Annotated in this window: 24 protein-coding genes; 9 read left to right on the forward strand and 15 right to left on the reverse strand. The window is 69.5% G+C overall.

Annotated elements, in window-relative coordinates; translation table 11 throughout:
• Positions 1–17 precede the first annotated feature (17 nt).
• The 10 genes from recG to KQ303_RS14065 all read right to left on the reverse strand — a co-directional run bounded on the left by recG (position 18) and on the right by KQ303_RS14065 (position 10,798).
• Positions 18–2,567: an ATP-dependent DNA helicase RecG gene (gene recG, locus KQ303_RS14020; RefSeq protein ID WP_399233875.1), complete on the reverse strand. Its 2,550-nt coding sequence runs from the start codon at positions 2,565–2,567 to the stop codon at positions 18–20.
• Positions 2,525–4,117, reverse strand: coding sequence for a hypothetical protein (locus tag KQ303_RS14025; RefSeq protein ID WP_259730766.1), 1,593 nt, complete (start codon positions 4,115–4,117; stop codon positions 2,525–2,527). The genes recG and KQ303_RS14025 overlap by 43 nt, the downstream gene beginning before the upstream one ends.
• Before the next feature lie 40 nt (positions 4,118–4,157).
• Positions 4,158–4,820: a translation elongation factor Ts gene (gene tsf / locus KQ303_RS14030; protein WP_259730767.1), complete on the reverse strand. Its 663-nt coding sequence runs from the start codon at positions 4,818–4,820 to the stop codon at positions 4,158–4,160.
• Between the two features lie 62 nt (positions 4,821–4,882).
• A complete protein-coding gene (rpsB, locus tag KQ303_RS14035; protein WP_094513119.1) occupies positions 4,883–5,596 on the reverse strand; it encodes a 30S ribosomal protein S2 in 714 nt (237 codons plus the stop codon).
• Positions 5,597–5,739: 143 nt separating this feature from the next.
• Complete coding sequence (locus tag KQ303_RS14040; RefSeq protein ID WP_259730768.1) at positions 5,740–6,672, reverse strand: glycosyltransferase family 2 protein; 933 nt, start codon at positions 6,670–6,672, stop codon at positions 5,740–5,742.
• A 113-nt stretch (positions 6,673–6,785) separates the two neighbouring features.
• On the reverse strand, positions 6,786–6,941 hold the full coding sequence (locus KQ303_RS14045) for a hypothetical protein (RefSeq protein ID WP_011129965.1): 156 nt from the start codon (positions 6,939–6,941) through the stop codon (positions 6,786–6,788).
• A 222-nt stretch (positions 6,942–7,163) separates the two neighbouring features.
• Positions 7,164–7,859, reverse strand: a complete 696-nt coding sequence (locus KQ303_RS14050; protein ID WP_094513461.1) for a DevA family ABC transporter ATP-binding protein — start codon at positions 7,857–7,859, stop codon at positions 7,164–7,166.
• 86 nt (positions 7,860–7,945) lie between these two features.
• Entirely contained in the window at positions 7,946–9,130 is a 1,185-nt protein-coding gene (devC, locus tag KQ303_RS14055; RefSeq protein WP_255101273.1) for an ABC transporter permease DevC, read from the reverse strand.
• Between the two features lie 16 nt (positions 9,131–9,146).
• Positions 9,147–10,112 carry an HlyD family efflux transporter periplasmic adaptor subunit gene (locus tag KQ303_RS14060; protein ID WP_259730769.1) on the reverse strand — a complete coding sequence of 322 codons (966 nt, stop codon included), beginning with the start codon at positions 10,110–10,112 and terminating at the stop codon, positions 9,147–9,149.
• A complete protein-coding gene (locus KQ303_RS14065) occupies positions 10,055–10,798 on the reverse strand; it encodes a phycocyanobilin:ferredoxin oxidoreductase (protein WP_255141197.1) in 744 nt (247 codons plus the stop codon). The genes KQ303_RS14060 and KQ303_RS14065 overlap by 58 nt, the downstream gene beginning before the upstream one ends.
• Before the next feature lie 52 nt (positions 10,799–10,850).
• Here KQ303_RS14065 and KQ303_RS14070 point away from each other — a divergent pair, with 52 nt between their 5' ends.
• Together KQ303_RS14070 and KQ303_RS14075 are read left to right on the forward strand one after the other, a co-directional pair.
• Positions 10,851–12,194: a pitrilysin family protein gene (locus tag KQ303_RS14070; protein WP_259730770.1), complete on the forward strand. Its 1,344-nt coding sequence runs from the start codon at positions 10,851–10,853 to the stop codon at positions 12,192–12,194.
• Positions 12,191–13,534, forward strand: coding sequence for a pitrilysin family protein (locus tag KQ303_RS14075; protein WP_259730771.1), 1,344 nt, complete (start codon positions 12,191–12,193; stop codon positions 13,532–13,534). The genes KQ303_RS14070 and KQ303_RS14075 overlap by 4 nt, the downstream gene beginning before the upstream one ends.
• Here KQ303_RS14075 and KQ303_RS14080 read toward each other — a convergent pair.
• A complete protein-coding gene (locus KQ303_RS14080) occupies positions 13,480–13,743 on the reverse strand; it encodes a DUF3148 domain-containing protein (RefSeq protein WP_259730772.1) in 264 nt (87 codons plus the stop codon). The two genes, KQ303_RS14075 and KQ303_RS14080, sit on opposite strands and share 55 nt — an antisense overlap.
• Before the next feature lie 61 nt (positions 13,744–13,804).
• Here KQ303_RS14080 and KQ303_RS14085 point away from each other — a divergent pair, with 61 nt between their 5' ends.
• From KQ303_RS14085 to KQ303_RS14100, 4 genes are read left to right on the forward strand one after another with little or no spacing between them, the layout of a single operon-like run.
• Positions 13,805–14,380 (forward strand): biotin transporter BioY, encoded by a 576-nt coding sequence (locus tag KQ303_RS14085; protein ID WP_094513125.1) that lies wholly within the window; start codon positions 13,805–13,807, stop codon positions 14,378–14,380.
• A 13-nt stretch (positions 14,381–14,393) separates the two neighbouring features.
• Positions 14,394–14,870, forward strand: a complete 477-nt coding sequence (gene lspA / locus KQ303_RS14090; protein WP_255101267.1) for a signal peptidase II — start codon at positions 14,394–14,396, stop codon at positions 14,868–14,870.
• The gene (locus KQ303_RS14095) at positions 14,854–17,037 is read left to right on the forward strand and encodes a transglycosylase domain-containing protein (RefSeq protein ID WP_399233882.1); all 2,184 of its coding nucleotides are present in this window, start codon (positions 14,854–14,856) and stop codon (positions 17,035–17,037) included. The genes lspA and KQ303_RS14095 overlap by 17 nt, the downstream gene beginning before the upstream one ends.
• Positions 17,037–18,626, forward strand: coding sequence for a YcjF family protein (locus KQ303_RS14100; RefSeq protein WP_259730773.1), 1,590 nt, complete (start codon positions 17,037–17,039; stop codon positions 18,624–18,626). The genes KQ303_RS14095 and KQ303_RS14100 overlap by 1 nt, the downstream gene beginning before the upstream one ends.
• Positions 18,627–18,706: 80 nt before the next feature.
• Here KQ303_RS14100 and KQ303_RS14105 read toward each other — a convergent pair whose 3' ends face one another.
• A complete protein-coding gene (locus KQ303_RS14105; RefSeq protein ID WP_399233885.1) occupies positions 18,707–20,179 on the reverse strand; it encodes a pyridoxal phosphate-dependent decarboxylase family protein in 1,473 nt (490 codons plus the stop codon).
• 68 nt (positions 20,180–20,247) lie between these two features.
• Here KQ303_RS14105 and KQ303_RS14110 point away from each other — a divergent pair, with 68 nt between their 5' ends.
• Positions 20,248–20,778 (forward strand): nucleoside deaminase, encoded by a 531-nt coding sequence (locus tag KQ303_RS14110; RefSeq protein ID WP_399233888.1) that lies wholly within the window; start codon positions 20,248–20,250, stop codon positions 20,776–20,778.
• Here the strand turns inward: KQ303_RS14110 and KQ303_RS14115 are convergent.
• Positions 20,708–21,877, reverse strand: coding sequence for an alanine--glyoxylate aminotransferase family protein (locus KQ303_RS14115; RefSeq protein WP_259730775.1), 1,170 nt, complete (start codon positions 21,875–21,877; stop codon positions 20,708–20,710). The two genes, KQ303_RS14110 and KQ303_RS14115, sit on opposite strands and share 71 nt — an antisense overlap.
• Before the next feature lie 109 nt (positions 21,878–21,986).
• On the reverse strand, positions 21,987–22,505 hold the full coding sequence (locus KQ303_RS14120) for an allophycocyanin subunit beta (RefSeq protein ID WP_094513131.1): 519 nt from the start codon (positions 22,503–22,505) through the stop codon (positions 21,987–21,989).
• A 200-nt stretch (positions 22,506–22,705) separates the two neighbouring features.
• Between KQ303_RS14120 and KQ303_RS14125 the strand changes: the two genes are divergently transcribed.
• Together KQ303_RS14125 and KQ303_RS14130 are read left to right on the forward strand one after the other, a co-directional pair.
• Positions 22,706–23,989 (forward strand): hypothetical protein, encoded by a 1,284-nt coding sequence (locus KQ303_RS14125; RefSeq protein WP_259730776.1) that lies wholly within the window; start codon positions 22,706–22,708, stop codon positions 23,987–23,989.
• Positions 23,990–24,097: 108 nt separating this feature from the next.
• Positions 24,098–25,174, forward strand: a complete 1,077-nt coding sequence (locus KQ303_RS14130) for a class I SAM-dependent methyltransferase (RefSeq protein ID WP_259730850.1) — start codon at positions 24,098–24,100, stop codon at positions 25,172–25,174.
• A 9-nt stretch (positions 25,175–25,183) separates the two neighbouring features.
• On the opposite strand, the gene KQ303_RS14135 is transcribed toward KQ303_RS14130, so the two are convergent.
• Positions 25,184–25,471, reverse strand: a complete 288-nt coding sequence (locus KQ303_RS14135; protein WP_094513133.1) for a hypothetical protein — start codon at positions 25,469–25,471, stop codon at positions 25,184–25,186.
• Between the last annotated feature and the right edge of the window lie 7 nt (positions 25,472–25,478).

Here is a 25,478-nt window from a genome sequence, read left to right on the forward strand (position 1 = left end):
CAGACCAGGGGACAGGCTCAATTCAAGCGAGCCGCTTCCGCCTGCCGCTGGCGCTGTTCGGCCAGGGCCAGGGCCAGGCCCGGGTGCCGTTGCAGCTCCGGATCCGCCGCCAGCAGCCCCTGCGCCACGGCCCGTGCCTGTTCCAGCACGGCGCCATCCTCCGTGAGGCTGGCCAGGGCCAGATCGGGCAGCCCCGATTGGCGCGTGCCGAGCACCTGCCCGGGGCCCCGCAGTTGCAGGTCCATTTCGGCGATCTCGAAGCCGTCGCTGCTGCGCACCAGCACCTCCAGCCGCTGACGGGCTTCGGCATTGCGGCTGTCATTGATCAGCAGGCAGTGGGAGGCGGCGGCACCGCGGCCCACCCGCCCCCGCAGCTGATGCAGCTGGGCCAGGCCGAAGCGCTCGGCGTGCTCGATCACCATCACGCTCGCGTCCGGCACGTCGACACCCACCTCCACCACCGTGGTGGCCACCAGCACATCGCAGGCACCGCTGGCGAAGGCGGTGATCGCCTCCTGCTTCTCACTGCTGGCCATGCGGCCGTGCAGCAGCCCCACCCGCAGCTGCGGGAACACCTCCTCGCTCAGCTGGCGGTGCACCTCCACCGCCGAGCGCAGGTCGAGCTTCTCGGACTCCTCCACCAGCGGCAGCACCACATAGGCCCGCTGCCCCAGCGCCACCTGCTCGGCGATCAGCCTGTAGGCCACCTGGCGCTCCCCGCTGCGCAGCAGCCGCGTGCGGATGGGGGTGCGGCCGGGAGGCAACGCATCGATCTGGCTCACCTCCAGATCTCCGTGCACCGAAAGCGCCAGGGTGCGGGGGATCGGGGTGGCGGTCATGGTGAGCAGGTGGGGCTGGACATCCTTCCCCAGCAGCCTGTCGCGCTGCCGCACCCCGAAGCGGTGCTGCTCATCGACCACCACCAGACCGAGCCGGGCGAACTGCACCGGATCCTCCAGCAGGGCGTGGGTGCCCACCAGCAGCTGCAGCTGGCCGTTCGCCAGGTCTTGCAGCAGCTCACGGCGCCGCCGCTGCGGAGTGGAGCCGGTCAGCAGCGCCGCGCGCACATGCAGCTGGGGCAGCCAGTCGCCGAGTTTGCGGGCATGCTGCTCGGCCAGCACTTCGGTGGGAGCCATCAAGGCCCCCTGGCAACCGGCTTCGATCGCCGTGAGCAGGGCGGCAATGGCCACCACGGTCTTGCCGCTGCCCACATCCCCCTGCACGAGGCGTGCCATCGGCTGGCCCCGGGCCATGTCGGCGCGGATCTCCGCCAGCACCCGCTGCTGGGCGGTGGTGAGGGGGAAGGGCAGCAGCGCCAGGAAGCCGCCCACCAGGCTGCCGGCGCCAGTGTTCACCGAGAGCGGCGTGGAGGGCCGACGGCTCTGCTGCAGGCGGCGCTGCAACAGCCGCAACTGCAGCAGCAGAAACTCATCGAACACCAGCCGGTGACGGCTGGCCTGCAGATGATCCCGGTCGCGGGGATCGTGCAACCCCTGCAGCGCCTCCCCACGGCCCATCAGTGCTTCCCGCTGGCGCAGACCGGCCGGCAGGGGATCGGGCCAACGCACCGCCGCCTCCAGCACGACGCGCAGGGCCTGCCGCAAGCGCTCGGCGTTCAGGCCTTCGGTGAGTGCGTAGACCGGCAGCAGCCGGCCGATGCGATCGGAGCGCAGCGGCGCATCCGGGCGCTCCAGCACCTCCATCAGCGGATCCTGGAAGCAGGGGCCGTAGGGCGAGTCCTTGACAAGGCCGCTGGCCACCACCGTGCAGCCTGGCGGGAACTGGCGTTGCTGGGCCTTCAGCCAACCCGGCGTGCTGAAGCGCTTGCCGATCAGAAACCGGCTCACCCGCAGCCGGCCCGTGATGTCCTGCAGCTGCAGCTCCAGGATCGAGAGGTTGGGATTGCGTGGGCTGGCAAAGGCATGGCAGCGCTTCACCGTGGCGACCACGGTGGCCGTCTCGCCGGCGCGCAGGGCACCGATCCGCGCCAGATTCGCGTAATCGACGTAGTCGCGGGGGTAGTGGCGCACCAGATCACGGGCCAGCAGCAACCCCATGGCGGCGAGCTGGGTGGCGGTCTTGGCGCCGATGCCACGGATCGCCCCCAGCGGCGTGTCGGGTTCGATGGCCGTCTGCCCCTTGCTTACGCCGCTGGTGCGTGCATCGCCGCTGCCCGCCGTAGACGCGATCGCCTCGCGCCGCGGCAGCCGCGGCGGCGCCACGGTGGCCGGTGGGTCGAAGGAGCGGCGCAGGGCATGCAGCCGCTCGCGGCACTGGCGCACCAGGGTCTGCCGGCGGGCGGGGCTGAGGCCGCTGTAGCTCTCAAAGCCGGCAGCCAGCTCGGCCAGGGCGCGTTGATCCTCCGGGCGTCGGGTCAGGCTGTCCGGTGGTTGGCGGCAGCTGCGGGCCAGGAAGGCGCTGAAGCACTCGTGGCGGCCCTGCAGGTCGCCGAAACCGCGTTCCGCCTCCACCCTCAGGGCCTGTTGCAGGGTGGCCAGCCAATCGCCCGCTGGCGAGCCCGGGGTCAGGGCTGAACCGGACCTGCCATCCGACTGTCCTGCAACCACTGCTGCTCCGCCTCCAGGGCGAGGGTGCGCCGCTGCCAGTGTCGGTAGTTCCGGGCGACCGTGCGCAGTTCGCTGCGCCGCTCTTCCAGCCGGCGCCGGCTGGTGCGCAGCCGCGGCTGCTCAGCCTCGAGATCAGGGCCGCGCAGCAGCAGACCGAACGCTTCCATCGGCGCGGCCATGCCATCGGTGCTGAAGGGCAGAGACAGGCGCAGCAGGTTGGCGGGAGCCGGCAGTGCTTCGATCTGCCCGCGCAGGACCGCATCCAGCAGGCTCGCTGGCAGCAGGCTGCGCGTGAGGCCCAGGCGCAGCAATTCGAGGTTGATCGCGTGCGAGAGATTGCGCAGACGCCGCTGCAGGGCGAGGTCGAAGGCGCCCCACCAGTGCAGCAGCTCCAGCGGCTGGCGCGGCAACAGATAGGGCGCCTCGCTGCTGTCGTCTGGGCCGGTAGGCGAGGCGGACGCTGATACGGCGCTCCCCTCGCTGTCGTCATCGAGATCCTGATCGCCGTCGTTGTCGGTGTCCCTGGCCGGAGCAGGCAGGCGCCCCATCGCCTCGCTGGCCATCGCGAACAGCGCCTGGAACACATGGGCGGGTTCGCCGCCGGCGTCGAAACCACTGGCGGCCTGAGTGGCGGCACGATCTCCCTGGCTGCCGCCTGAGCGGTTCCTGTGCCGGCGGTGGCTGCGGCCACCATCGTCTCGGACGTCGTCGTTTCGGCCTACACCGTCTGGGTCGGCGTCGTCATCTTCGGGGTCGGCGTCGATTAGAGCGTCATCGTCGGTGTCGTCATCGTCGGTGTCGTCTTCGTCTGCGTCGTCGTAGCTCTGTGCGTCGTAGCTCTGCCCGTCGTCCGCATCGGCGCCGTCTGGATCGTGGTGGCCGCTGTGCGCGTCGTCATCGTCCGCGTCGTCCTCATCCTCGTCCTCCGTGTCGCCGCCGCCGTACGCAGCGGCGCGGCCGCCTTCCTCCTGGCTGCCGCTGGTGAGCGCGGCCAGGCCGGACAGCCCGCTCAGGCCCGGCAGGCCAGCGGCGAACAGATCGGCACTGAGCGGCAGATCCATGCCCAGCTGCACGGAACCGCGGGGCAAGCCCATCGCCTGGCCGGAGTCTTGGCCAGAGCCGTCGCCGGATGGGCCAGGGGTGTCATCGCCATGGGAAGACTCTGTAGCTTCCCCAGCGGCAGCAGCCATGGCAGCCAGCAGACGCCGCTGCTCCCGCCGCCGCAGGCGCTGCTGTTCAGAGCGCACCTGGCGTGCAAGCACGATCAGCTGCTCCACCGTGAGCAGAGCGTTGCAGCGCTGCACCAGTTGCTGCAGGCGCTGCTGCAGTCCAAGCCGTTCGGCGGTGTCGAGCGCCGTGTAGCGCGCCGGCACCACCTGGGTGGCCAGGTGAAAAGTGGCCTGCAGGACTGCCTGCGGCAAGCCGGCCCTCAGCACCTGGAGGTAGAGGGCCAGATCCCGATACAGGGCCTGATTGCTCTGCTCCATGCGCTGGCGCAGCTGGTGCAGGTGGGCCTGGGCTTCCGTCAGTGCCGTGGCGCTGGATTCCAAGGCTGACACTCCACGGAGAGGAGGACTCCGGCGGAGCCGCTCAAGCGCTCGGACCGCTCATGGCCGCCACTTCAGCGGCGAAATCGCTGGCTTCGACTTGGATGCCCTCACCCAGGGTGTAACGGGTGAAGCGCCGCACCTGGATGTTTTCACCGACCTGACCGGCCACCTGCTTCACCAGTTCGGCCAGAGTGATCGCGCTGTCCTTGATGAAGGGTTGCTCCAGCAGCGCGAGCTCTTTGAGCCGCTTGCCGATGCGTCCCTCGACGATCTTCTCCTTCATCTTGTCGGGCTTGCCGGCAAGATCATCGCGGCCCATTTCGATGCTTTTCTCGCGATCGACGATTTCCGGGGGGATCTCCTCGGTGCTCACGTATTCGGCGTTGGGGCAGGCGGCGATCTGCATTGCCACGTTGCGCAGCAGCTCCTGGAACACATCACCGCGGGCGACGAAGTCGGTTTCGCAGTTGAGTTCAAGCAGCACACCGACGCGAGCGCCGGTGTGGATGTAGCTGCCGATCGCCCCTTCCGCTGCTGTACGGCCGGCTTTCTTCTCCGCAGTGGCAATGCCCTTCTGGCGCAGCCATTCGGCGGCCTTGGTCATGTCACCGGCGTTTTCGGCCAGTGCCTTCTTGCAGTTCATCATCCCTGCGCCGGTTTTTTCGCGCAGTTCCTTGACGAGCTTTGCTGAAATCTCAGCCATGACAGAAACGGAGGGGGAGAAGGGAGAGGGAGTGAAGAGGCTGAGGGAGGCGGAGGAGGACCTCAGCCCTCGTCGTCGTCGCGTGGTTCCTGGGCACCATGGCGACCTTCGTTGATCGCATCGGCCAGGCGGCCCAGCACCAACTGCACGGAACGCACGGCGTCGTCGTTGCAGGGGATCGGCACGTCGGCCAGGTCGGGGTCGCAGTTGGTGTCAAGCATCGACACCAGGGGAATGTCGAGTTTGCGGCACTCCAGAACGGCGTTGGTTTCGCGGCGCTGGTCCACCAGCACAACCACATCCGGCAGGCGGCGCATGTTCTTCAGACCACCCAGATACTTCTGCAGCCGCTCCAGCTCGCGCCGCAGCACGGCCGCTTCCTTCTTCGGCCGCATGGCGATGGCGCCGGAAGACTCCATCCGCTCCAGATCCTTGAGGCGATCGATGCGGGCGCGCATCGTGCTCCAGTTGGTGAGCATGCCGCCCAGCCAGCGCTGGTTCACGTAGGCGGCGCCGCAGCGGGCAGCCTCCTGGGCAATCACTTCGGAGGCTTGTTTCTTGGTGCCCACGAACAGGAACCGCTTGCCAGCGCGCGAGGCGCTGCGGGTCCATTTGTAGGCGTTGTTCATGCAGACGGCGGTCTGCACGAGATCGATGATGTGGACCCCGTTGCGCGCGCAGTAGATGTAGCGCGACATCTTGGGATTCCAGCGGCGGGTTTGGTGCCCGAAGTGGGCACCCGCCTCCATCATTTCGGAGAGGGTTACGACAGCCATGGGTGGGGAGGGTTTCGGGTTCGCCTCCACCTGCCTGGGTTCAGCACGAAGCGACTCGAGAAAGAGCCGCCCTTGATCGTGTGAACACCCGAAACGGACAGGTGTGCGGTTTGTGGGGACCACTCAAATTACCAAACGGGCCTTCAGCGCAGCCCTGCGGCTCTTGCTTCCCGGTAAAGAGCCCGCACGCCAAGCCGGTTGAGTGGCAGCCGCAGCAGCTCCATCGCCAGCCCCGGCTGGCCGCGGCGGATCAACCAGGCCAGCAGGGGCCGCAGCGTGCGTTCGTTGACCAGCCCGCCGAGGGTGAGCACCTCCCACAGCAGCCGGTGCAACCAGGTGAACTGGATGATGAAGCGCACCCTGCGGGTGGGGTGCTTCCGGTAGAACACCAGGCCCATGCGCGCCCGTTCCTGCTCGATGCGCACCAGATCGGGCAGTTGTTCCAGGCGCAGGGCCGGATGCCAGTGATACCCCGCCGCTGCAGGGCAGCGCACCAGCTCCACCCCGAGCTGCCTTAGCCGTTCGCCCAGTTCGAGGTCTTCCCAGCCGTAGAGCCGGAAGCCGGTATCGAACAGGCCGGCCTGCTCCAGCAGTGCCCGGTCGATCGCCACATTGCCGGTGGCGAAGTAGGCCCAGGAGAGATCGCTGAGCTTGTGGGGTTCGCTGCGCGGGTCCTCGAAGTTGGAGGTGTTGATCACCGCGCCGTAGGTGAAGCAACGGTGGTGGCCGTGCCGCTCCCAGTAGGCGACCAGCGCCTCGGCATGGGCCAGCAGGAAGCCGTCATTCACCACCAGATCGCTGTCGATGAACACGATCACATCGCCGCGGGCATGGGCGACGCCTCGATTGCGCCCTTCCGCCGGCCCGCCATGGTCCTGTTCCACCAGCCGCACGTGGGGGAAGCGGCCGGCCTCCTGGCGCAGCCAGGCGGGGGTGTCATCGGTGGAGCCGTCGTCGACCACCACCACTTCGTAGGCCTCGATCGGGGCTCCGAGCCGCTGCTGCTCCAGCGCGGTGAGTGCCTTCTCGAGGATGGGCCGGCGGTTGTAGGTGGGAATGACGACGCTGAGAAACATGCGCCTGAAAGGAAGGGAGGACGGGGGAAGCCGGAGGGGAGGGCGAATCGAGAGGCAAAAAAAGGGACCCCGCAGGATCCCTTTGCATTGATCAAGGGACGTGGCGCGACGGCTCAGTCGGCGGCGCCACCGTTGTTGGCGGTGCCGGTGACACCGTTGCCGGCACCTTCACCGCGACCGTCGTTGCGGAGCTTGCGCTTCTTGAATTTGCGGGCGTAGGAGCGGTTACGTTCCTGCTTTTCCTTTTTGAGGTTCCGGCGTTTCGCCATGGACGACCTGGGTACGGGAGATCGTTCACTCTAGCCAATGGGTTCCGAGCGGCTTCAGCCCGCCCAGCCAGCACTGCCCTTTCGCACGGCCCTGGATCGCCGCCGTTTCCGACGGCCCAGTTTCACTGCGGCAGCTCAGCTGAAGCTCATGGCAGCAGTTCACCGCCGCAGCTCACAGCTGTAGCCAGCTGCTCCGCTGGAGCGCAGCTTCCGGGCCGCGCCTCAGTGCGCTGTCGCAGCGATCGCCAGTGGCGCGGACGACAGGCGACCGTCTTCCATTTTCACGAGCCGGTCGGCTACATCAAGGATGCGCGGATCGTGGGTGACCATCAAAACGGCGCACTGTTGCTCACGCGCCAGGCGCTTCAGCAGTTCCACCACCTCGCGGCCGCTCTGGCTGTCGAGGGCGGCGGTGGGTTCATCCGCCAGCAGCAGGCGTGGATGGGTGGCCAGGGCCCGGGCGATCGCCACCCGCTGCTTCTGACCGCCCGAGAGGTCGTGGGGCAACTTGCCCAGGTGATCGCCGAGCCCCACGGCCCGCAGCCATTCGCGGGCCTGGTCGCGGCGGGCGCGGTAGCCCAGCCCCGGCAGCAGATCCGCTCCCATCTGCACGTTCTGCTCGGCCGTCAGGCAACGCAACAGGTTGTGGCCCTGAAAAATCATGCCGATGCGGCGCCGCAACCGCTGTCGCTCGCCGCGGCCACTGTTCTCCAAGGCCTGGCCCAGCACACGCACGTGGCCCTCCTGCACCTGGCGCAGCGCCCCCACCAGCGTGAGCAGCGTGGTTTTCCCGCAGCCCGACGGGCCGGTGAGCAGCACCACTTCGCCCGGGTCGATGCGCAGATCCACGTTCTGGATCACCTGCCGGCGCATCGTTCCCTTGCCATAGGAATGGCAGAGGCCGCTGATCTCCACCATGGCCGAGGCGTTGGCGCCGGCATCGGCTCTGCCGTAGTCGGCTGGGCTCGTGACGGTGCTGGTGACAGGGGACATCGGCGCAGGCCTCAGAAGATTTCGGCAGGATCGGCATCGCCGAGCTTGCGCATGGCCAGGGCTGCGGAGCCCATGCACATCACCAGGATCAGGCCGAAGATCAACAGGGAGCGGCTGGCTTCCATCCCCACCGGCAAGCGCGTGGCGGAGCGCACCAGGTGGTACAGGCCGGTGCCGGCGGCGTAGGCCGGCACATAGCCGAGCACGGCCAGCAGGATGCCCTCCCGGGCCACCACCCCCAGCAGGGTCACCAGCGGGTAGCCCATCGCCATCAAGGTGGCGTACTCGGGCAGGTGGTCGCTGACGTCGCTGTAGAGGATCTGGTACACGATCACGCAGCCCACCACGAAGCCCATGGCGGCACCGAGCGTGAAGATGAACCCGATCGCGGTGCTGGTGCGCCAGTAGTCCTTCTCGGCTTCCTCGAACTCCTGCTTGGTGAACACCGTCACGTCGGCGGGCAGTCGCTCCCGCAACCGCTGTTGCACCACCTCTGGGGAAGCGCCGGGCCGAAGGCGGATCAGGCCCAGTTCGATCGCCCCCGGCGGGGTGTTGGGTTTGAGCCGCAGCAGAGTTTCGGTGCTGGTGATCAGGTTGCCGTCGGCGCCGAAGGAGGGGCCCAGGGCCACCAGGCCTGCCACCCGCACCCGTTTGCCATCCACCTCGGTTTCCACCGTCTTCCCTTCGCGGAACCACGGACCCACCGGCCCGAACTCCGGCCTTGAGGCCTCATCGAACAGCACCCGGTCGCGCTGGGTGAGCAGCTTCGCCTTGGCTGCCAGGCCCGGGTCGGTGAACAGGGGATCGTTCGGCTCGAAGCCAAGCGCCAGGATCTGACGGGTGGCGAGCGTTTCAGGGTTGCGCCACAGCAGGAAGCTCCAGTGCACAGGGGTGATCCCCTGCACCGCAGGGTCACCGAGGGCCTGCACGAGCCGGCGGCGCGGAAAGCTCGACATGCTGATCGAGCTCATCGTGCGCGGGCTCATCAGCACCAGGTCGGCGTCGAACAGCCGGTGGATTGTGATGCTGGCGTCGAACAGGCCGTCGCGGAAGCCCAGCTGCATGAACATCAGGATGCCCGCGAAGCTGATACCCGCCAGCGCCACCAGCAGCCGCATGGGCTGACGGGTGAGCAGCAGCCAGGCCAGGGGGATGCGCCGGGCGGCCCAGAGATCCCCGAGCAAGGGGACGCGCATCACGGCAGGCTCCGGCTCATGGGTCGAAGCGGGTGATCGCCTTGGTTCCGGTGAGGTTGCGCACCTTCGCGGTATCGGCCGGATCCAGCGCGAGCCGCACCTCCACCACCCGCGCGTCGGCATCGCCGGTGGGATCGGTGGCGAGCACCTCCCGCTGCTGCACCTGCGGACTGATCCGGATCACGCGGGCGCGCAGGCTGCCATCGAAGCCGCCGTTCTCGCTGCTGATGCTGGCGGTCTGGCCGAGCTTCACCCGGCGGATGTCGCTCTCGTACACCTCGGCCACCACTTCCATGCGGTCGCTGGCGCCGATCTGGAGGATGCCCTTGTCGCCGGGCCGCTCGCCCGCCCGGGCTTCGACGTTCAGAACGGTGCCGCTGATCGGAGCACGCAACTCACTGTTCACCAGATCGGTTTCGGTGCGTGCGATCTGATCACGGGCTTCACGCAGGTTGCCCTGCAGCTCCAGCAGCGTGAGTTCGCGCGTTTCCAGTTCGGAGGCGGCGACGGCGCCATTGCGGGCGAGCTGGCGGTAGCGGTTCACTTCACGCTCCAGCACGGCGACCCTGCGGTTCAAGTTGGCGATGCGGCTGCGCTCCAGGCTGCGCCGGGCCAGCAGCGAAGGGCGATTGTCGAAGCGCGCCAGCAACTGCCCCGCCGTGACGCTGTCGCCCTCCTGCACCAGCAGCTCGGAGATGCGGGGGCTGCCGCCCATCTCCGACATCGGTGCCGCCAGATTGCGGATGTCACCGGCCGGTTCGAGCCGGCCCAGCGCCGAAATGGCATCCACCACGGCAGGCCGGTTGCTGGCGACGGGTGCCGGCGTGGGTGCCGGCTTCGGGCGGAACTGCCAGGCCACCGCAGCCACGCCCGCCACCACGAGCGCAGCGATCGCGATGCGCAGGGCGCGGGGACGGCCGGGAGTCAGGGAAGCTCCGGCGGATCGTCGAACAGAAGCTCCTCGATGTACCGGTCGGCCCACGCTGGGCTGAAGGCCTTCTCCAGCACCCGCCGCGTCTTGTCGTTTCGTTTCTGTTGCTGGCAATACGACAGCTGACCGTGATACCGGGCAACCGTAGCTGGATCGTCCCAGGATTGAAAGTGGGCGGCCTGGGCTGCGGCCGAGAGCACCGCCAGAAAGCCCTGCACTTCTTCAATGAACCAGCCCTCCTCCTGGGCGGTTGCCGGGCGCACGAACCGCACGTAGGGCGAGAAGATCGTGCCCCAGGGCGGCAGCTCCCGTGGCTGGCTGAAGGGATGCACCGGCAGGGCCGCCAGGGCCCCGGCGATGCCCTCCGGCAGCGCACCGCGGGTGGGGGAGAGATCGGCGATCGCGGCGGACACCCCCGCCGGCCCGGCCACGATGTCGGCGCCGAACACCGGCAGATCGGCGCGGGGATCAGGGAAGTAGACGCAGTGCAGGATCTGCAGACCGGCCCCCAGCCGGGCGGTTTCCAGATGCAGCTTGCGCAGGCCGCGGCAGCGGCGCAGCTCGTTGTGGATGAACAGCCGCTCGCCATCGAGGCTGCCGCTGATCGCCTCCAGGTCGTCGGCGATCGCCAACGGCTCCAGCTCTGGCAGCGCCTGCCAGCTGCTGCGGATCGCTGCCGCCAGCGTGTCCACCAAGGGGTGCACCCCGCCGGTGGCTGGGATCGTGGCGCTCGCCAATGCAGCCTCAGCCAGCAGAATGCTGATCTTCCCACGGCCAGGATCTGAACCGTTGAGCTCCCTGCCTGCCCTGCATGAGGCCCTGCCGACGCCCCAGGCCTTCCATCTCCAGAACGGCGTCCCGGTGGTGAGTGTGCGGCAGGAGCAGGCGCCGGTGGTCTGCCTGGATTTCTGGTGCCGCGCCGGCAGCGCCAGCGAGCAGGCGGCCGAATCCGGCCTGGCCCACTTCCTCGAGCACATGGTGTTCAAGGGCAGCGAAACCCTTGCCCCGGGAGCGTTCGATCAGCGCATCGAGGCGCTCGGCGGCAGCAGCAATGCCGCCACCGGCTTCGATGACGTTCACTACCACGTGCTGATTCCACCGGCGGCGGCGGCGGAAGCCCTCGATCTGCTGCTGGATCTGGTGCTGCACCCGCGCCTGGAGGCCTCCGATTTCGACATGGAGCGCCAGGTGGTGCTCGAAGAACTCGCCCAGAGCGAAGACCAGCCGGAGGACGTGGCCTTCCAGCGGCTGCTGGCGCTGGCCTGCCCAGGTCATGCCTACGGACTGGCGATTCTCGGTGAGCGCGAGGCCCTCACCCGCCACAACCCCGAGCGCATGGCTGCCTTCCACCGGCGCGGCTACCGGCCCAGCGCCTGCAGCCTGGCGGTGGCCGGTGCCCTCGATGGCCTGGATCTCGAGGCCATGGTGGCGGGCAGCGCCCTGGCCGACCTAGCTGATCCAGCAGGCCTCTCCGCCAGTGCCGGACCCTGCGAGCCCCCTGCTACCACCACACCAGCCACTCCATCGGCCCCTGCTTCTGCGCCCTCGGCCGCTCCTGCCCCAGTCCTCGCGCTGCAGCCCGGCCGCCACACCCTCCGGCTCCCTCGCCTGGAGGCGGCCCGCCTGCTGATGGTGTGGCAACTGCCCGCCGCTGCCGATCTGGAGGCCACGGCCGGCGCTGACCTGCTCACCACCCTGCTGGCGGAGGGACGCCGCAGCCGTCTGGTGCAGCGGTTGCGGGAGGATCTGCGCCTGGTGGAAAGTGTTGACCTCGATCTCAACGTGCTCGAGGCCGGCAGCCTGGCCCTGCTCGAAGCCGTCTGCGAACCCGATCAGGCGGAGGCTGTGGAGGCGGAGATCGGCAAGGTCTGGCAGGAGCTCAGCGCCACGCCCCCCAGCACCAGCGAGTGGGAGCGGGCCCAGCGGCTGGTGGCGAACGGCTATCGCTTCGGTCTGGAGGCGGCTTCGCCGGTGGCGGGGCTGATCGGCAACCAGAGCCTCTGGGGGCGGCTGGAGCCACTGCAGGAGCCGCTCGAACGGCTGCGGCTCTGGACGCCGCAACGGCTGCACGCTGAGATCCTGCCCCTGTTCGCCCCCGAGCGCGCCTGCCGTGTGCTGGCCCTGCCCGCATGAGCATTCCTCCCATCCCCCCCCTGCCGGCGCCTGACACCTTCACCCTGAGCAGCGGCTGTCCGGTCTGGGTGAGCCGGCGCCCTGGCCCGGCGATCCTGTCGGCGCGCCTTTGGATCAGGGGCGGCAGCGCTGCCGACCCGCCCGGTGAGCGGGGTCGCGCCCAGCTGCTGGCCGGCCTGCTCACGCGCGGCTGCGGAAACCTCAGTGGCGAGGCGATTGCCGATCTGGTGGAGGGCCTCGGCGATGAACTGCGCTGCGAAGCCAGCGAAGACGCCCTGGTGATCAGCCTCAAGTGCGCCACGGCCGATGCCTCTGCCGTGCTGCCGCTGCTGCACACCATGGTGCGCAGCCCGTGGCTGGCGCCGGATCAGCTCAGCCTTGAGCGGCAGCTCAACCTGCAGACCCTCGCCCGCCAGCGGGAAGATCCGTTCCAGCAGGCCCACGATCTGTTGCGCCGCCAGCTCTACGGCCAGGGGGGCTACGGCCATGACCCCCTGGGTGTGGACGATGAGCTCGCCGCCGTGGAGCGGCCCCGGTTGGCGCAGGCCGCCGCCGGGCTCGGCTCGCAGGGGGCGGTGCTGGTGATGGCGGGCCAACCGCCCGAGGCGGTGCGGGATCTGCTGGAGGTGGCGGATGAGGGTCAGGAACCCTCTCCCTGGACCACCTTTGCGCCGCAGCCCGGCGCCGGCCCCGCAGGCTGCGGCGGCCCTGAGCTGGTGACGGTGGAGCAGGACACCGAGCAGCTGGTGCTGATGCTCGGAGCCGCCACGGTGCCCCTGGCCGATCCCCGCTCCCTGGCTCTGCGCCTGCTGCAGTGCCATCTCGGTGTGGGCATGTCCAGCCGGCTGTTCGTGGCCCTGCGCGAAGAGCACGGCCTTGCCTACGACGTGGGTGTGCACCTGCCGGCTCGCCGCGGGGCCGCCCCGTTCGTCTGCCACCTCTCCAGTTCAGCCGAGCGGGCGGCGCTGGCCACCACCGAGCTGCTGAACGAATGGCAGCGGCTGCTGGATCAACCCCTCACCCTCCCGGAGTGGCAGCTCGCCCTCGCGAAGTTCCGCGGTTCCGCTGCGGTTGGCCGCCAGACGGGTGGCCAGGTGGCCGATCGCCAGGCGCTGGTGCTCGGCCATGGCCTGCCCTGGTCCTACGCCGATGAGGCGGTGGCCCGCGCCGAAGCGCTCACCCCCCACGCCCTGCAGCAAGTGGCGCGCAGTTTGCTGGCAGCCCCCAGCCTCAGCCTGTGCGGTCCCGCTGGCGCCCTCGCCATGGCGGAACGGGCCTGGGCCGCTCACCCGTTGGGGCGTTCGGCAGGGGGGTCCGTGTCAGCGGCGGCGCAGAGCTGATCGGGCTCCAGCAGAAAGGTGCCACGCCGAAAGCGCACGGCCAGCTGTCCCAGTGCTCTGAGGCTCACCACCTGACCCACCTCTCCGCTGTCCACCAGATCGGGCGGTCGCAGCATCGGCATCGGGTCGGCGGTCTTGAGATAGGCCGGCCGCTCGCCCAGCTGCACCAAGTCACCGACGGCATAGGCAGGGGATGGCGGTTCGTCCATTGGCAAGGCTGTGCAGCTGCCCCCCACTACAGCAGGATGGAGCCAACCAGATCTCCCTTGCTTGCGGGCCTTAGCCAACTGCAGCGGCGCCATCGTCGGACTTCTGCTGATCATCAGCGGCGGCCTGATCCGTGTCGCCGTTGCCATGCCCTTCGTGGATGGGGGGTACGCCCTGCGCGAACTGCCGGTCACCGCACAGGTGCCGGCCCTGTTGCTCACTGCCCTGGTGTGCGGCCCACGGCCGGCCCTGCTGGCGGCGGTGGCCTACCTGAGCCTTGGCCTGCTGGTGCTGCCGGTGTTCCACACCGGTGGCGGCATGGCCTACCTGCTCGATCCGGGCTTCGGCTTTCTGGCCGGTTTCATCCCGGCCGCCTGGCTGAGCGGCCGCCTGGCCAGCCAGCCCGGCATGGGCGAACTGCTGCGCCTGATGGGGGCGGCGCTGTTCGGCCTGGGGGTGATCCAGCTGTGCGGCCTCGCCTACCTGCTGCTCGGTGGACTGGTGGGCCGCTGGGGAGGGGGCCTGGGCGATCTGCTGCTCGCCTACAGCCTCGGTCCGCTGCTGCCCCAGCTGATGCTCTGCTGCGCCGTGGCGGTGCTGGCCGTGCCGCTGCGCCGGCTGCTGCTGGTCAGCTCGTGAACGGGGGGCCGTCATGAGCCTCGCCGGCCATCGCCGCCGCGCCGCCTGGATCACCGCCCTGGTGGTGCTGGTGCTCGATCAGGCCAGCAAGGCCTGGGCCCTGTCGGCCCTCTCCGGCACCTCGAGCAGCCCGTTGCTGCCCGGTCTGCTGCGCCTGCGCCTCGTCTTCAACACCGGCGCCGCCTTCAGCCTGTTCACCGGCTCCACCAAGGCGCTGGCGCTCGTGAGCCTGGTGGTAGCGATCGGCCTGGGGGTGTGGATCCAGCGCCAGAGCAGCCTGCGCCGCTGGCAGTGGCTGGGGGTGGGGGCGCTGTTGGGTGGTGCGCTCGGTAATGGCCTCGACCGCTGGCGGCTCGGCTGGGTGGTGGATTTTCTCGAACTGGTGCCGGTGCGCTTTCCGGTGTTCAACCTGGCGGATGTGGCGATCAACGTGGCCGTGATCTGCCTGGCGCTCGACCTGCTGGAGGAGAGCCGTGGTCGCGGGACTTGAGCGCCTGAAGCAGCGCCTGGCGCAGCCGCCCGAAGCGGGAGGCGCTGTGCTGGAGGTGTTCCTCCCCGGTCAGCCCTCACGCCGGTTGGCGCTCTACGGCGGCCTCTATCGCATCGGCCGCGATAACCGCCTGGAGGTCGGCATCGACCATCCGGCGGTGAGCAAGCAGCACGCGTTGCTGGAGCAGGTGGGCGGTGACTGGCTGATCCGCGATGACAACTCCACCAACGGCCTCTATTGGCGCGGCAGCCGGGTGACAGCACTGCTCCTGCGGGACGGCGACGTGGTGCGGCTCGGCCCGCCCTCGGAGCCGGGGTTGCCAGAGCTGGTGTTCCAGCGGCGACCCATGCCCCGGCTGCTGCGCCTGGCCCGGGCCGGCACCTTGGCATTGGCGGGCGCTGCCGGGGCCGGCCTGCTGCTGCTGGGTCTGTCAGCGCTGCAGTTGCCGCTGCGCGGCAGCCTGGCGCCGGTGCGGGGCCCGCTGGCCCTCTACGACCGCGCCAACCGGCCCCTGCAATCAGCCGATTCGCGCGAACACCGCGAGAACAAGAACCTCTCCGATTTCCCGCCGGTGCTGCGGGATGCACTGCTGGCCAGTGAGGACAGCCGCTTCTGGTGGCATCCGGGGGTGGATCCGATCGGCACCGGTCGCGCCCTGGTCACCAACCTGCTGGGCGGGCGCGTGCTGGAGGGGGGCAGCACGCTCACCCAGCAGCTGGCCCGCAGCCTCTACCCCGACCAGGTGGGGCAGGGCGAGACCCTGGCCCGCAAGTGGCGCGAGCTGCTGGTGGCGCTGCAGCTGGAAGCCCGATTCAGCAAGAGCGAGCTGCTGCTCAGCTACCTCAACCGGGTGTATCTGGGCGTGGGCTGGGGCTTCGAGGATGCCGCCCGCAGCTACTTCGGCAAACCCACCGCCAGGCTCGATCTGGATGAAGCGGCCCTGCTGGTGGGTCTGCTCCCTTCGCCGAACGGCCATGATCCCTGCTCCAATCCCCAGGCGGCGCTGGACGCGCGCAATGCCGTGCTCGCCAAGATGGCCGACACGGGAAAGATCAGCGCCGATCAGGCCCGCCAGGCCCGCCGCCGGCCGATTCAGCTCGGCCCCAAGGCCTGCCGCGGTGGCCAGGGACGCCCGGCGCCCTTCTACACCGATCAGGTGCGCGCTGATCTGGAAACCCTGGTGGGTGCGGAGGTGGCCGTGGAGGGCAACTTCCTGGTGGAGACCCACTTTGATCCGGCGATGCAGCAGGTGGTGGAGCGCCAGCTGCGGCGGGCCTTGGCCCGCGGCGGCGCCTCGGAAGGGGCGGTGGTGGTGCTCGACAGCCGCACCGGCGGGATGCTGGCGATCGCCGGCGGCCGCGATTACCAGCGCAGCCAGTTCAACCGGGCCAGCATGGCCCTCAGGCAGCCCGGCAGCACCTTCAAGCTGTTCACCTACGTGGCGGCGTTGGAGCGTGGTGCCAAGCCCGGCGATGGCATCGACTGCGGCCCGCTCACCTGGGCGGGGCAATCCTTCGCCAGCACCTGCCGCGGCGCGATCAGCCAGCGGCAGGCCTTCGCGATGAGCAGCAACACCGCCGCGCTGCGGCTGGCCCGCCGCGTCGGGCTGGAGGCGGTCGAGCAGACGGCCCGAGACCTCGGCATCACCTCGCCGCTGCATGCCGTTCCCGGGCTGGCCCTTGGCCAGAGTGAGGTGGTGCTGACTGAGCTCACCGCCGCTTACGCGGCTGTGGTCAACGACGGGGTGTGGCATGCGCCCAGCACCATCCGCCGCCTCACCGATGCCGAAACCTGTGCCGGCCTCGACAGTGCCCGCTGTCGCGAGCAGCGGGCCCGCACTGCCAGAAGCGTGAGCCCGGGGCGGCAGGTGGTGAAACCCCAGACGGCCAAGGCCATGCAAGGGATGATGCGCGCGGTGGTGCGTTCCGGCACCGGCACTGCCGCCTACCTGGGTGGCAACGAGGGTGGCAAGACCGGCACCACCAACGAGGCGCGTGACCTGGTGTTCGTGGGCTTCGAACCGCGCCGGCACTTGGTGATGGGCATCTGGCTCGGCAACGACGACAACCGCCCTACCGGTGGCTCCAGCGCCCAGGCCGCAGCCCTCTGGGGCGACATCATGCGGGCGGCGCCCAGCGGCACCCCAGCAGCCGTCTCCCGGCGCTGATGCCCCGCTTCCGCCTCTGGATCTGGCTGGCGGTGGCGCTGGCCGCCGTCGTGGCGGCCTCCGTGCTGATCCAGGCTGTCAACAATCTGCTCTGGCAACTCAGCTACCTGCTGCCGGCCTGGCTGGTGGGCCCGGTCACCCTGCTGTTGATCGGTGGTGGTGTGCTGCTGGTGGCCCGCTTTGCCGGCCCCTGGCTGCTGGCCTGGCGCCGCCGCCCCCCGCCGGCAGCGCCGCCACCGCCGGCCGTGGCGCCCGGCAACCGCCAGGAGGCGGCCGAACAGCAGCTGCAGGCGATCGATCAGGTGCTTGAACGGGTCCGGGACGATGTGGCGCGCGTGGCGTTGCGGCAGGAGCGGGAACGGGTGGAGGCGGAGCTGGCCCGTGGTGATCTCGAGCTGGTGGTGTTCGGCACCGGCTCCACCGGCAAGACCTCCTTGATCCGTGCCCTGCTGGATGAAGTGGTGGGGGAGGTGGGTGCCGCGATGGGATCCACCGGCGACTGCCGCGTCTACCGCCTGCGGCTCAAGGGACTGCGCCGCGGTCTGCGGCTGGTGGACACCCCCGGCATTCTGGAAGCAGGCAGTGATGGCCGCCAACGGGAGATCACGGCGCGGGAACGGGCCGCCCGCGCCGATCTGCTGCTGTTCGTGGTCGACGGCGACCTGCGCGCCGCTGAACTGGAGGTGTTCGAGGCGCTCGCCAGCCTCGGCAAGCGCCTGTTGCTGGTGCTCAACAAGTGCGATCTGCGTGGCCAGGAGGAGGAGCGCCGCCTGCTTGAGCTGCTGCGCCGCCGCTGCTCCGGCCGCCTCGCCGACGAGGACGTGCTGCCCGCCAGCGCCGCCCCCCAGTCGGTACCGCTGCCCGGGGGCCGCCCGCACCAGCCACTGCCGGAGATCGATGTCCTGCTGCGGCGGATCGCCACCGTGCTGCATCAGGACGGTGAGGAGCTGCTGGCGGACAACATCCTGTTGCAGAGCCGCCGGCTGAGCGAGGCCAGCCGGGCCCTGCTCAGCGCCCAGCGCCGCAGCGACGGCGAACGCATCGTGGATCGCTACATGTGGATCGGTGCCGGCGTGCTCGTGGTGACGCCCCTGCCCGTGGTGGATCTGCTTGGCACCGCGGCGGTGAACGCCCAGATGGTGGTGGAGCTTGGCAAGGTCTATGGCGTCACCCTCACCCGGGAGGCCGGCCAGGATCTGGCCCTGTCGGTGGGGCGCACGCTGGCCGGTCTTGGCGTGATCAAGGGCGGGCTGGCCCTGATCGGCTCCGCCCTCACCCTCAACCTGCCGGCGCTGATCGTGAGCAAGGCGGTGCAGGGGGTGAGTGCGGCCTGGTTCACCCGCATTGCCGGTCAGAGCTTTCTCACCTACTTCGAGCAGGGGCAGGACTGGGGTGATGGCGGCATGCAGGAGGTGGTGCGCCGCCTCTACGACCTCAACCGCCGCGAGGGGGCCCTCAAGGACTTCCTGCAGGCGGCCTTCAACCGGGTGGTGGAGCCGTTGCAGCGGCGGAAGGACCCCCAGCTGCCGCCACGCCCAGGGCCTCGGGGGGAGGGGGAAGCAGGGGGCCGCGGGCGTCGAGCACCGTGATCAGCCCGAGGTAGAGCACCCCGATCAGAATCGAGATCGCCCCGGTGAGGATGGCCACCCAGCGGCCGCGCTTGTCGGAATCAGCCATGGGAAGGCACCAGCAGCGCGGAAGGCACGGGCAGCGAGCGGGCCACCACGGCGGCCAGCCGCTCCAGATGTTCGCCCTGGGTGTGGGGGTTGCCCAGCACCGCTTTGAGGTGATGGTGGCCCTGATGCAGCGGCCGGGACAGCATCAACTCCTCCGCCAGCAGCGCCGCACGGCACTGCTGCGACCACTGGGCGCAGGCCTGGGCATCGGCGCCGCTGGGCCGGAAGGCCAGCAGGTGCAACGGGCCACCCACCAGGCTGAGGGCCCCGGCCGGGGCCGCGGCGTGCAGCAGCTGCTCCAGCCGCTGGCGGCGGGCGATCGCCTCGCCCACCAGCTGGTCGATCCCCTCGAGCCCGAGCTGACGCAGGCCAAGCCAGAGCTTGAGGATCTCAGCGCTGCGGCTTCCCTGTAGCCCGCACTCGCCGCCATGGGCGCCTCCCCAGCTGGGTTCCATGTAGGGAAGGCCGGTGCCGAAGGTCTGGTGCAGGGCGTCGGGCTCGGCCAGCAGCAGCAGCGAAGAGGTTTTGGTGATCCCAAGCAGCTTCTGGGGGTTCAACGTGACCGAATCGGCCCGGCCCAGCCCTGCGACACCCCCGCAGTGCACGGTGCTGAGGCCGAGCACGCCACCGATCGCCCCGTCCACGTGCAGCCAGAGGCCATGGCGCTGGCACAGCTCGGCCAGGGGCTCCAGCGGATCCACGGCGCCGCGCACCGTGGTGCCGGCGGTGGCCACCACGGCCAGCACCGGCCGGCCGGCCCGCTGCAGGTCAGTGAGCGCCTGCTCCAGCCGCTGCGGATCCAGCCGCCCCTCTGCATCGGTGGGCAGCCGCAGCAAGGCCTCAGGCGGCAGTCCCATCACCAGCACCGCCTTGTCGAGCGATACATGGGCGTCGGTGCTGGTCAGCACCACCACGTCTGGGCGGTGCTGCAGGCCGCGGCTCTGGCGCGCCGTGACCAGCGCCATCAGGTTGCTGAGGCTGCCGCCGCTGGCTGGGATGCCGCCAGCGGCGTCTCCCAGCCCGAGGCGACGGGCCAGCCATCCGCACAGGCCCCGCTCCAGGCGGCTGAGTGAGGGGGACAGCTCTTCGGAGAGCAGGTTGTTGTTCAGACCGGCGCAGACCAGATCCCCCACCAGCGAAGCGGTGAGCGGCGGCGGATCGAGGTGGGCCAGGGCGCCGGGGTGGTTGGGGTTGTAGGCCCCGTCCATCAACACCTGCAGGTCGGCCAGCAGCGTGGTGCCATCCAGGCCGTGGCGGCGGGGCTCCAGTTCCGGCAACAGGCTCAGCCCGGGCAGCGGCGGGCGGCTGGTGGCTGTGCCCAGCCACTGGCAGAGCTGCTGCACCGCCCCGTTGAGAAACGCTTCCAGCAGCGGATCGGCCTGCCCTGGCGCTGCGAACGGCAACGGCTCAAGCGCCTGGTGCAGGTGTGGCGTGACGGCCAACGGCGGTGCAGGAAGGGGCTTCATTCTCCCTTGCCGTCCCTCAGCATGGAGGCACTGACACGCTGGGTGCCCGACCCGGCCACCGCTGCGCTGTGCTGAGCCCTCCGCCCGTTCCTGCCGCCCAGCAGCGCCTGTGGATGGAGCGTTTGCTGCGCCAGGCCCGCCGCGCCGGTGACAGGGGAGAGATCCCTGTGGCGGCGGTGGTGCTGGATGGGGAAGGGCGCTGCCTCGGCTGGGGCAGCAACCGCCGCCAGCTGGATCAGGATCCACTCGGTCATGCCGAGCTGGTGGCGTTGAGCCAGGCTGCGGCCATGCGTGGCAGCTGGCGTTTCAACGACTGCAGCTTGATCGTGACGCTCGAACCCTGCCCGATGTGCGCTGGCGCCCTGGTGCAGGCCCGTATGGGGCGGGTGCTGTTCGCCGCCGGAGATGCCAAACGCGGAGGGTTGGGTGGCAGCGTGGACCTGGCCCGGCACCCGAGTGCTCACCACCCCATGGAGGTGGAGGGTGGCTTGCTGGAGGTGCAGGCCACCCTGCTCCTGGCGGATTGGTTCAGGCAGCGGCGACAGCGACGGCCGTGCGGCCCGACTGGAACGCCGGCAGCTCCGTCTCCAGCAGATTGAGCAGCAGATCGACGTTTTCGGCGCGGCTGTTGTAGCCCATCAGGCCGATGCGCCACACCGAGCCGGCCAGCGCGCCGAGCCCGCCGCCCACTTCGATGCCGTGGCGGTTGAGCAGATGGAGGCTGAAGGCCTTGCCATCCACACCTTCGGGAATGCGCACCGTGGTGAGCGTGGGCAGCCGCAGGGGCTCGGGCACATGCAGCTCCAGGCCGAGGTGCTCCAGGCCGCTCCAGAGGCGCTCGGCGTTGCTGCGATGGCGGGCCCAGGCTTGCTCCAGGCCTTCCTCCGCCAGCAGGCGCAACGCTTCGCGCATGCCGAAGTTCATGTTCACCGGGGCCGTGTGGTGGTACACCCGGTTGCTCCCCCAGTACTGGTTGAGCAGTGACACATCCAGGTACCAGTTGGGCACCTTGCCGCTACGGGCGGCCAGCTTGGCTTCAGCCCGAGGGCCCATGGTGAACGGACCGAGGCCGGGAGGGCAGCTCAACCCCTTCTGGCTGCAGCTGTAGGCGAGATCCACGCCCCAGGCGTCGAGATGAACCGGCACGGCGCCGAGCGATGTGACCGTATCGAGCAGCAGCAGGCAGTCGTGTTGGCGGCAGAGATCGCCGATGCCTTCCATCGGCTGGCACACGCCGGTGGAGGTTTCGGCATGAACAAGCGCCAGGATCTTTGGCTTGTGGAGCGCCATCGCCGCTTCGAGCTCTTCGAGGCTGAAGGCTTCCCCCCAGGGGCGCTCGATCGTGACCACCTCAGCGCGGTAGCGCTGGGCCATGTCGACGAGCCGCAGGCCGAAATAGCCCTTCACGGCCACGAGAACCTTGTCACCCGGTTCGATGGTGTTGGCCAGGGTGGCTTCCATGGCGGCACTGCCGGTGCCGCTCATCGGGATGGTGAGGCGGTTGTCGGTCTGCCAGGCGTAACGCAGCAGTTCCTGTACCTCGCCCATCAGCTCGATGTAGATCGGATCGAGGTGACCGATCGGTGTGCGTGCCAGTGCAGCCAGCACCGTGGGATGGGCATTCGACGGCCCTGGGCCCAGCAGCAGGCGATCGGGGGTGGCGATCGGTTCCAGGGGGAGCCGATGACGATCGTTCACCGGGAGATCGGAAGACTGTGTGACCAAGGCCAGCAGGGCGTCGAAGAAGTGGATTGCAGCCTACCCAGAGGCCAGAGCTGGCCCTGGGCAGACACGGCTTGGAGCGGATTCAGCGGCAGCGCACGTCGAGCGCAGACAGGCCACGGGCCATGTGATCGAAGGGGACCCGCACGAGCGGAGCCGGATCGAAACCGGCTTCGGCCAGCCGCTCCATCACCACATCGGCCAGCAGCGTGATGCTGCGCACCGTGGGGCCCGTGGGAACTCCCAGGCTCTTGTAGGTGTCGTCGAGACCGTTCAATACCCGCTCGTTGAGAATCGTGGCGTCGTCGGCGATCAGGGCGTAGCTGGCGTAGCGCAGGAAATAGTCCATGTCCCGCAGGCAGGCCGCCAGGCGCCGGGTGGTGTAGGCATTGCCGCCGGGCAGCAGCAGCTCGGGATCCTGCTCGAACAGGCGCCGGCTGGCTTCCCGCACGATGTCGGTGGCTCCCTGGTTGATGATTTCCACCGCCATGAGCCGTTGTTCGCCTTCCGCCAGGTAGGCGGAGATGCGATCGATCGCGTTCCGATCGAAATAGCGCCCCAGCTGGTCATACCGGCCGATCAGACCGGTGATGGCATCGCGCATGACGTTGAAATCGACGCACCTGGGCTGGAAGCTAGCACTGTGAAATGCCCAGAACCCTGTCCTGCTGAGGGATCTGCCGAATCTGACAGAAACGGTTACGCAGGCCGTTCGGCCTGTTTCAGACCCGCCGGTGCCAAGGGGGCCGGGGTCATGCTGGTCTGCTGGTTCCCACTTGCGCTCCTCTGCCTTCCCCTTCGCCCATGGCTCTGACCGTCGATGACGTCTTGCGCCGGCTGCGCGATCAGGCGATCGAACGGGTCGATCTCGGCCTCTGCGACCTGTCCGGCCGCTGGCATCACCTCACCGTGGCCGCCGAGCTGATCCAGCCGTCCAGTTTCAGCGAAGGTGTGTCCGTTGCAGCCCTGCCCGCCGCTGGCTTCGACGGGGAGTCGCTCGCGGCAGGGGATCTGCAGGAAGCGGCGGTGGTGCTCGATGCCGCCAGTGCCTGGCGTGATCCGTTCCTACCCACCGCACCGCTCAGCCTGTTCGGCTGGATGCGCTGCCGCTCCGATGGCCATCCCGGCTGCGCCCGCTCGCTGGCCAGCCGCGCCACCGAGGCGCTGGCCAGCTCTGGCCTGGCGGACACGGCCCTGTTCCAGGTGGCTCCGCATCTGCTGCTGCGTGGCGCCGGTGAACGCTCCGCCGGCCGCATCCCCCTGGGGGGGCACGGACAGGCAGCAGCGTTGCCGGAGCGGTCGCTGGCCTTCCGCAGCGAATTGCTCTCGCTGCTGGGCACGCCGGCCCCCCTGCAGGCCGCGGAGCTGCTTCCCGCTGCCGATGGCCTGATGCGGCTCGGCTACACCGCCCATCAGCTGGCCGCCTGTTGCGGGCTGTCAGCGGCCCTGGTGGCGGCGGAGCGGCCGGTGGAGGCGGCCGGCTGCCTGCCGGTGAGCCAGAGCCTTCGCAAGGCCCGCCTGCCGTTGTTCTACGGCGAAGGCACCCGCGCCGATCTCTCCCAGACGGCCCGCTGGTACATCGGTGGGCTGTTGCTGCATGCCCCGGCCCTGCTTGCCCTCACCGGCACCGGTGCGTCGATCGATGGCGGTTGGGGGGGCGCCGGTAGCGCTGCGCCACTGCGCCGGGCCTACGCACCAGGGGTTGGCAGCACCGTGGTAGGTCTGCCGGTGGCCCGGCCCACGCCGGCCAGCCAGCGACTGGCGTTCGTGGCCATTGAGGCCGCTGCCAATCCCTACGTCTCCTGGAGCGCCCTGCTGCTGGCGGGCCTCGATGGCATCCGCCGCCAGATCGATCCCGGCGGAATCCAGGCGCTCGAGCCCTCCCATCCGCCGGCGGAGGCCCAGCCAGACCCGTTCCCGCCGCTGACCACGCACCCGCTCGCCGCGCTGGAGGCTCTGGCCACGGACCATGCCTTCCTGCTGGAGGGTGACGTGTTCAGCAGTGCCTGGATTGCCGTCTGGATCGAGCGACAGCGGCGGCGACTGCCGCTGGCCCCACCTCAAGGGGAGCCGTTCCTGTCGGTCTGAGCCCGCGATCGGACCGGTTTCGCCGGAAGATTCGGGCGCGTGGGGCTCGCGACCTCCGCGGCGATCCGCTGGAATGAAGCCGATGTGAAGGGATGTTCCCGCGCCGCCATGCCCGATGCCGTGAGCAAGCTCGCGTACCAGACCCTCCAGCAAGGCAAGAGCTTGGTGGGAGTGGCGCACAAGGAGCTGAGCACCCGTCTGGGGCAGCTGCTGGCCGCCGACGGGGGCCCGAAGACCGTCCCAGTGCCACCGGAGATGCTCAACCAGCTGCGCGCCTCCATGGACCGCTTGCTGGAACTCGACTGGCAGGAAGCGGAGCGGGGGGTCTATCCCGCCTCGCTGTTGTTCGATGCCCCCTGGCTTGACTGGGCCACCCGCTACCCCTTGGTCTGGCTCGACCTGCCCAACATCTGGAGCCGGCGCAGTCAGCGCAATGTCCGCGACCTGCCGCGGGATGTGGAGCCGGAGAACTACCCCGGCTACTACCTGCAGAACTTCCACCACCAGACCGACGGCTACCTGAGCGACCACTCCGCCGCGCTCTACGACCTGCAGGTGGAGATCCTGTTCAACGGCACCGCCGATCCGATGCGTCGCCGTCTGCTGGCGCCGCTTCAGCGGGGCCTGCGCGCCTTCGCCGATCGTCGTCCGGGTCAGCTGCGGGTGCTTGATGTGGCCGCCGGCACGGGCCGCACCCTGCGCCAGCTGCGCGGGGCCCTGCCCGGGGTGCAGTTGGTGGGCCTCGACCTCTCGGCCGCCTATCTCCGTGAAGCCAACCGCAGCCTGAGCCAGCTGCCGGGTGAGCTGCCCCAGCTGGTGCAGGGCAATGCTGAGGCCCTTCCGTTCGCCGATGGCTCCTTCCAGGCCGTCACCTGCGTGTTCCTGCTCCATGAACTTCCCGCCGAGGCGCGGCAGAACGTGATCAACGCCTGCTTCAAGGTGCTCGAGCCGGGAGGGGTCCTACTGCTGGCCGACTCGATCCAGCTGGCCGACTCGCCCCAGTTCTCTGCAGCGATGGAGAACTTCCGCCGTGTGTTCCACGAGCCCTATTACCGCGATTACGTGGGCGACGACATCGAAGCCCGGCTGCAACAGGCCGGTTTCGAGGCGGTCACGGCCCAGACGCATTTCATGACCCGGGTCTGGTGCGCCACACGCCCTCGCGAGGCAGCGGTTACGGTCTGATACGGCTGCTCAGCGCTTCAACCACAGGGCCAGCAGCATTCCGGCTCCACCCCAGCGCAGGGCTTTCCACACCACCTCCTCCTGCCAGTTGGAGGTGCGCAGGGCCTTGGGCAGCGGGTCGAGCAGGCGTTGGCCCAGTTCAAGCCGCTGGCGCAGGCGCCGGGCGCCACTGCTGTTGTCGTCCGGCTTGAGCCGCTCGGCCCGGGCGGCCACTGCCAGCATGCGTGAGAGGCTGTGCAGCCATCCCCCCGCCTGGCGACTGGAGGGACGGCTGCGAGGGGTCAAACCGCTGGTCATGCCGCCA

Origin of the sequence: Synechococcus sp. CS-1333 (assembly GCF_025128015.1) — a bacterium.
Lineage (GTDB): Bacteria > Cyanobacteriota > Cyanobacteriia > PCC-6307 > Cyanobiaceae > MW101C3.

What these genes read in the sequence shown, in the direction of transcription:
- KQ303_RS14080 (WP_259730772.1), bottom strand. Translation starts at nt 13,743, where the DNA reads ATGGACGAACCGCCATCCCCTGCCTATGCCGTCGGTGACTTGGTGCAG.
- KQ303_RS14100 (WP_259730773.1), top strand. Translation starts at nt 17,037, where the DNA reads ATGCCCCGCTTCCGCCTCTGGATCTGGCTGGCGGTGGCGCTGGCCGCC.
- KQ303_RS14040 (WP_259730768.1), bottom strand. Translation starts at nt 6,672, where the DNA reads ATGTTTCTCAGCGTCGTCATTCCCACCTACAACCGCCGGCCCATCCTC.
- devC (WP_255101273.1), bottom strand. Translation starts at nt 9,130, where the DNA reads ATGCGCGTCCCCTTGCTCGGGGATCTCTGGGCCGCCCGGCGCATCCCC.
- KQ303_RS14045 (WP_011129965.1), bottom strand. Translation starts at nt 6,941, where the DNA reads ATGGCGAAACGCCGGAACCTCAAAAAGGAAAAGCAGGAACGTAACCGC.
- KQ303_RS14120 (WP_094513131.1), bottom strand. Translation starts at nt 22,505, where the DNA reads ATGCGCGATGCCATCACCGGTCTGATCGGCCGGTATGACCAGCTGGGG.
- KQ303_RS14105 (WP_399233885.1), bottom strand. Translation starts at nt 20,179, where the DNA reads ATGAAGCCCCTTCCTGCACCGCCGTTGGCCGTCACGCCACACCTGCAC.
- KQ303_RS14130 (WP_259730850.1), top strand. Translation starts at nt 24,098, where the DNA reads ATGCCCGATGCCGTGAGCAAGCTCGCGTACCAGACCCTCCAGCAAGGC.
- KQ303_RS14075 (WP_259730771.1), top strand. Translation starts at nt 12,191, where the DNA reads ATGAGCATTCCTCCCATCCCCCCCCTGCCGGCGCCTGACACCTTCACC.
- KQ303_RS14135 (WP_094513133.1), bottom strand. Translation starts at nt 25,471, where the DNA reads ATGACCAGCGGTTTGACCCCTCGCAGCCGTCCCTCCAGTCGCCAGGCG.
- KQ303_RS14125 (WP_259730776.1), top strand. Translation starts at nt 22,706, where the DNA reads ATGGCTCTGACCGTCGATGACGTCTTGCGCCGGCTGCGCGATCAGGCG.
- KQ303_RS14050 (WP_094513461.1), bottom strand. Translation starts at nt 7,859, where the DNA reads ATGGTGGAGATCAGCGGCCTCTGCCATTCCTATGGCAAGGGAACGATG.
- tsf (WP_259730767.1), bottom strand. Translation starts at nt 4,820, where the DNA reads ATGGCTGAGATTTCAGCAAAGCTCGTCAAGGAACTGCGCGAAAAAACC.
- lspA (WP_255101267.1), top strand. Translation starts at nt 14,394, where the DNA reads ATGAGCCTCGCCGGCCATCGCCGCCGCGCCGCCTGGATCACCGCCCTG.
- rpsB (WP_094513119.1), bottom strand. Translation starts at nt 5,596, where the DNA reads ATGGCTGTCGTAACCCTCTCCGAAATGATGGAGGCGGGTGCCCACTTC.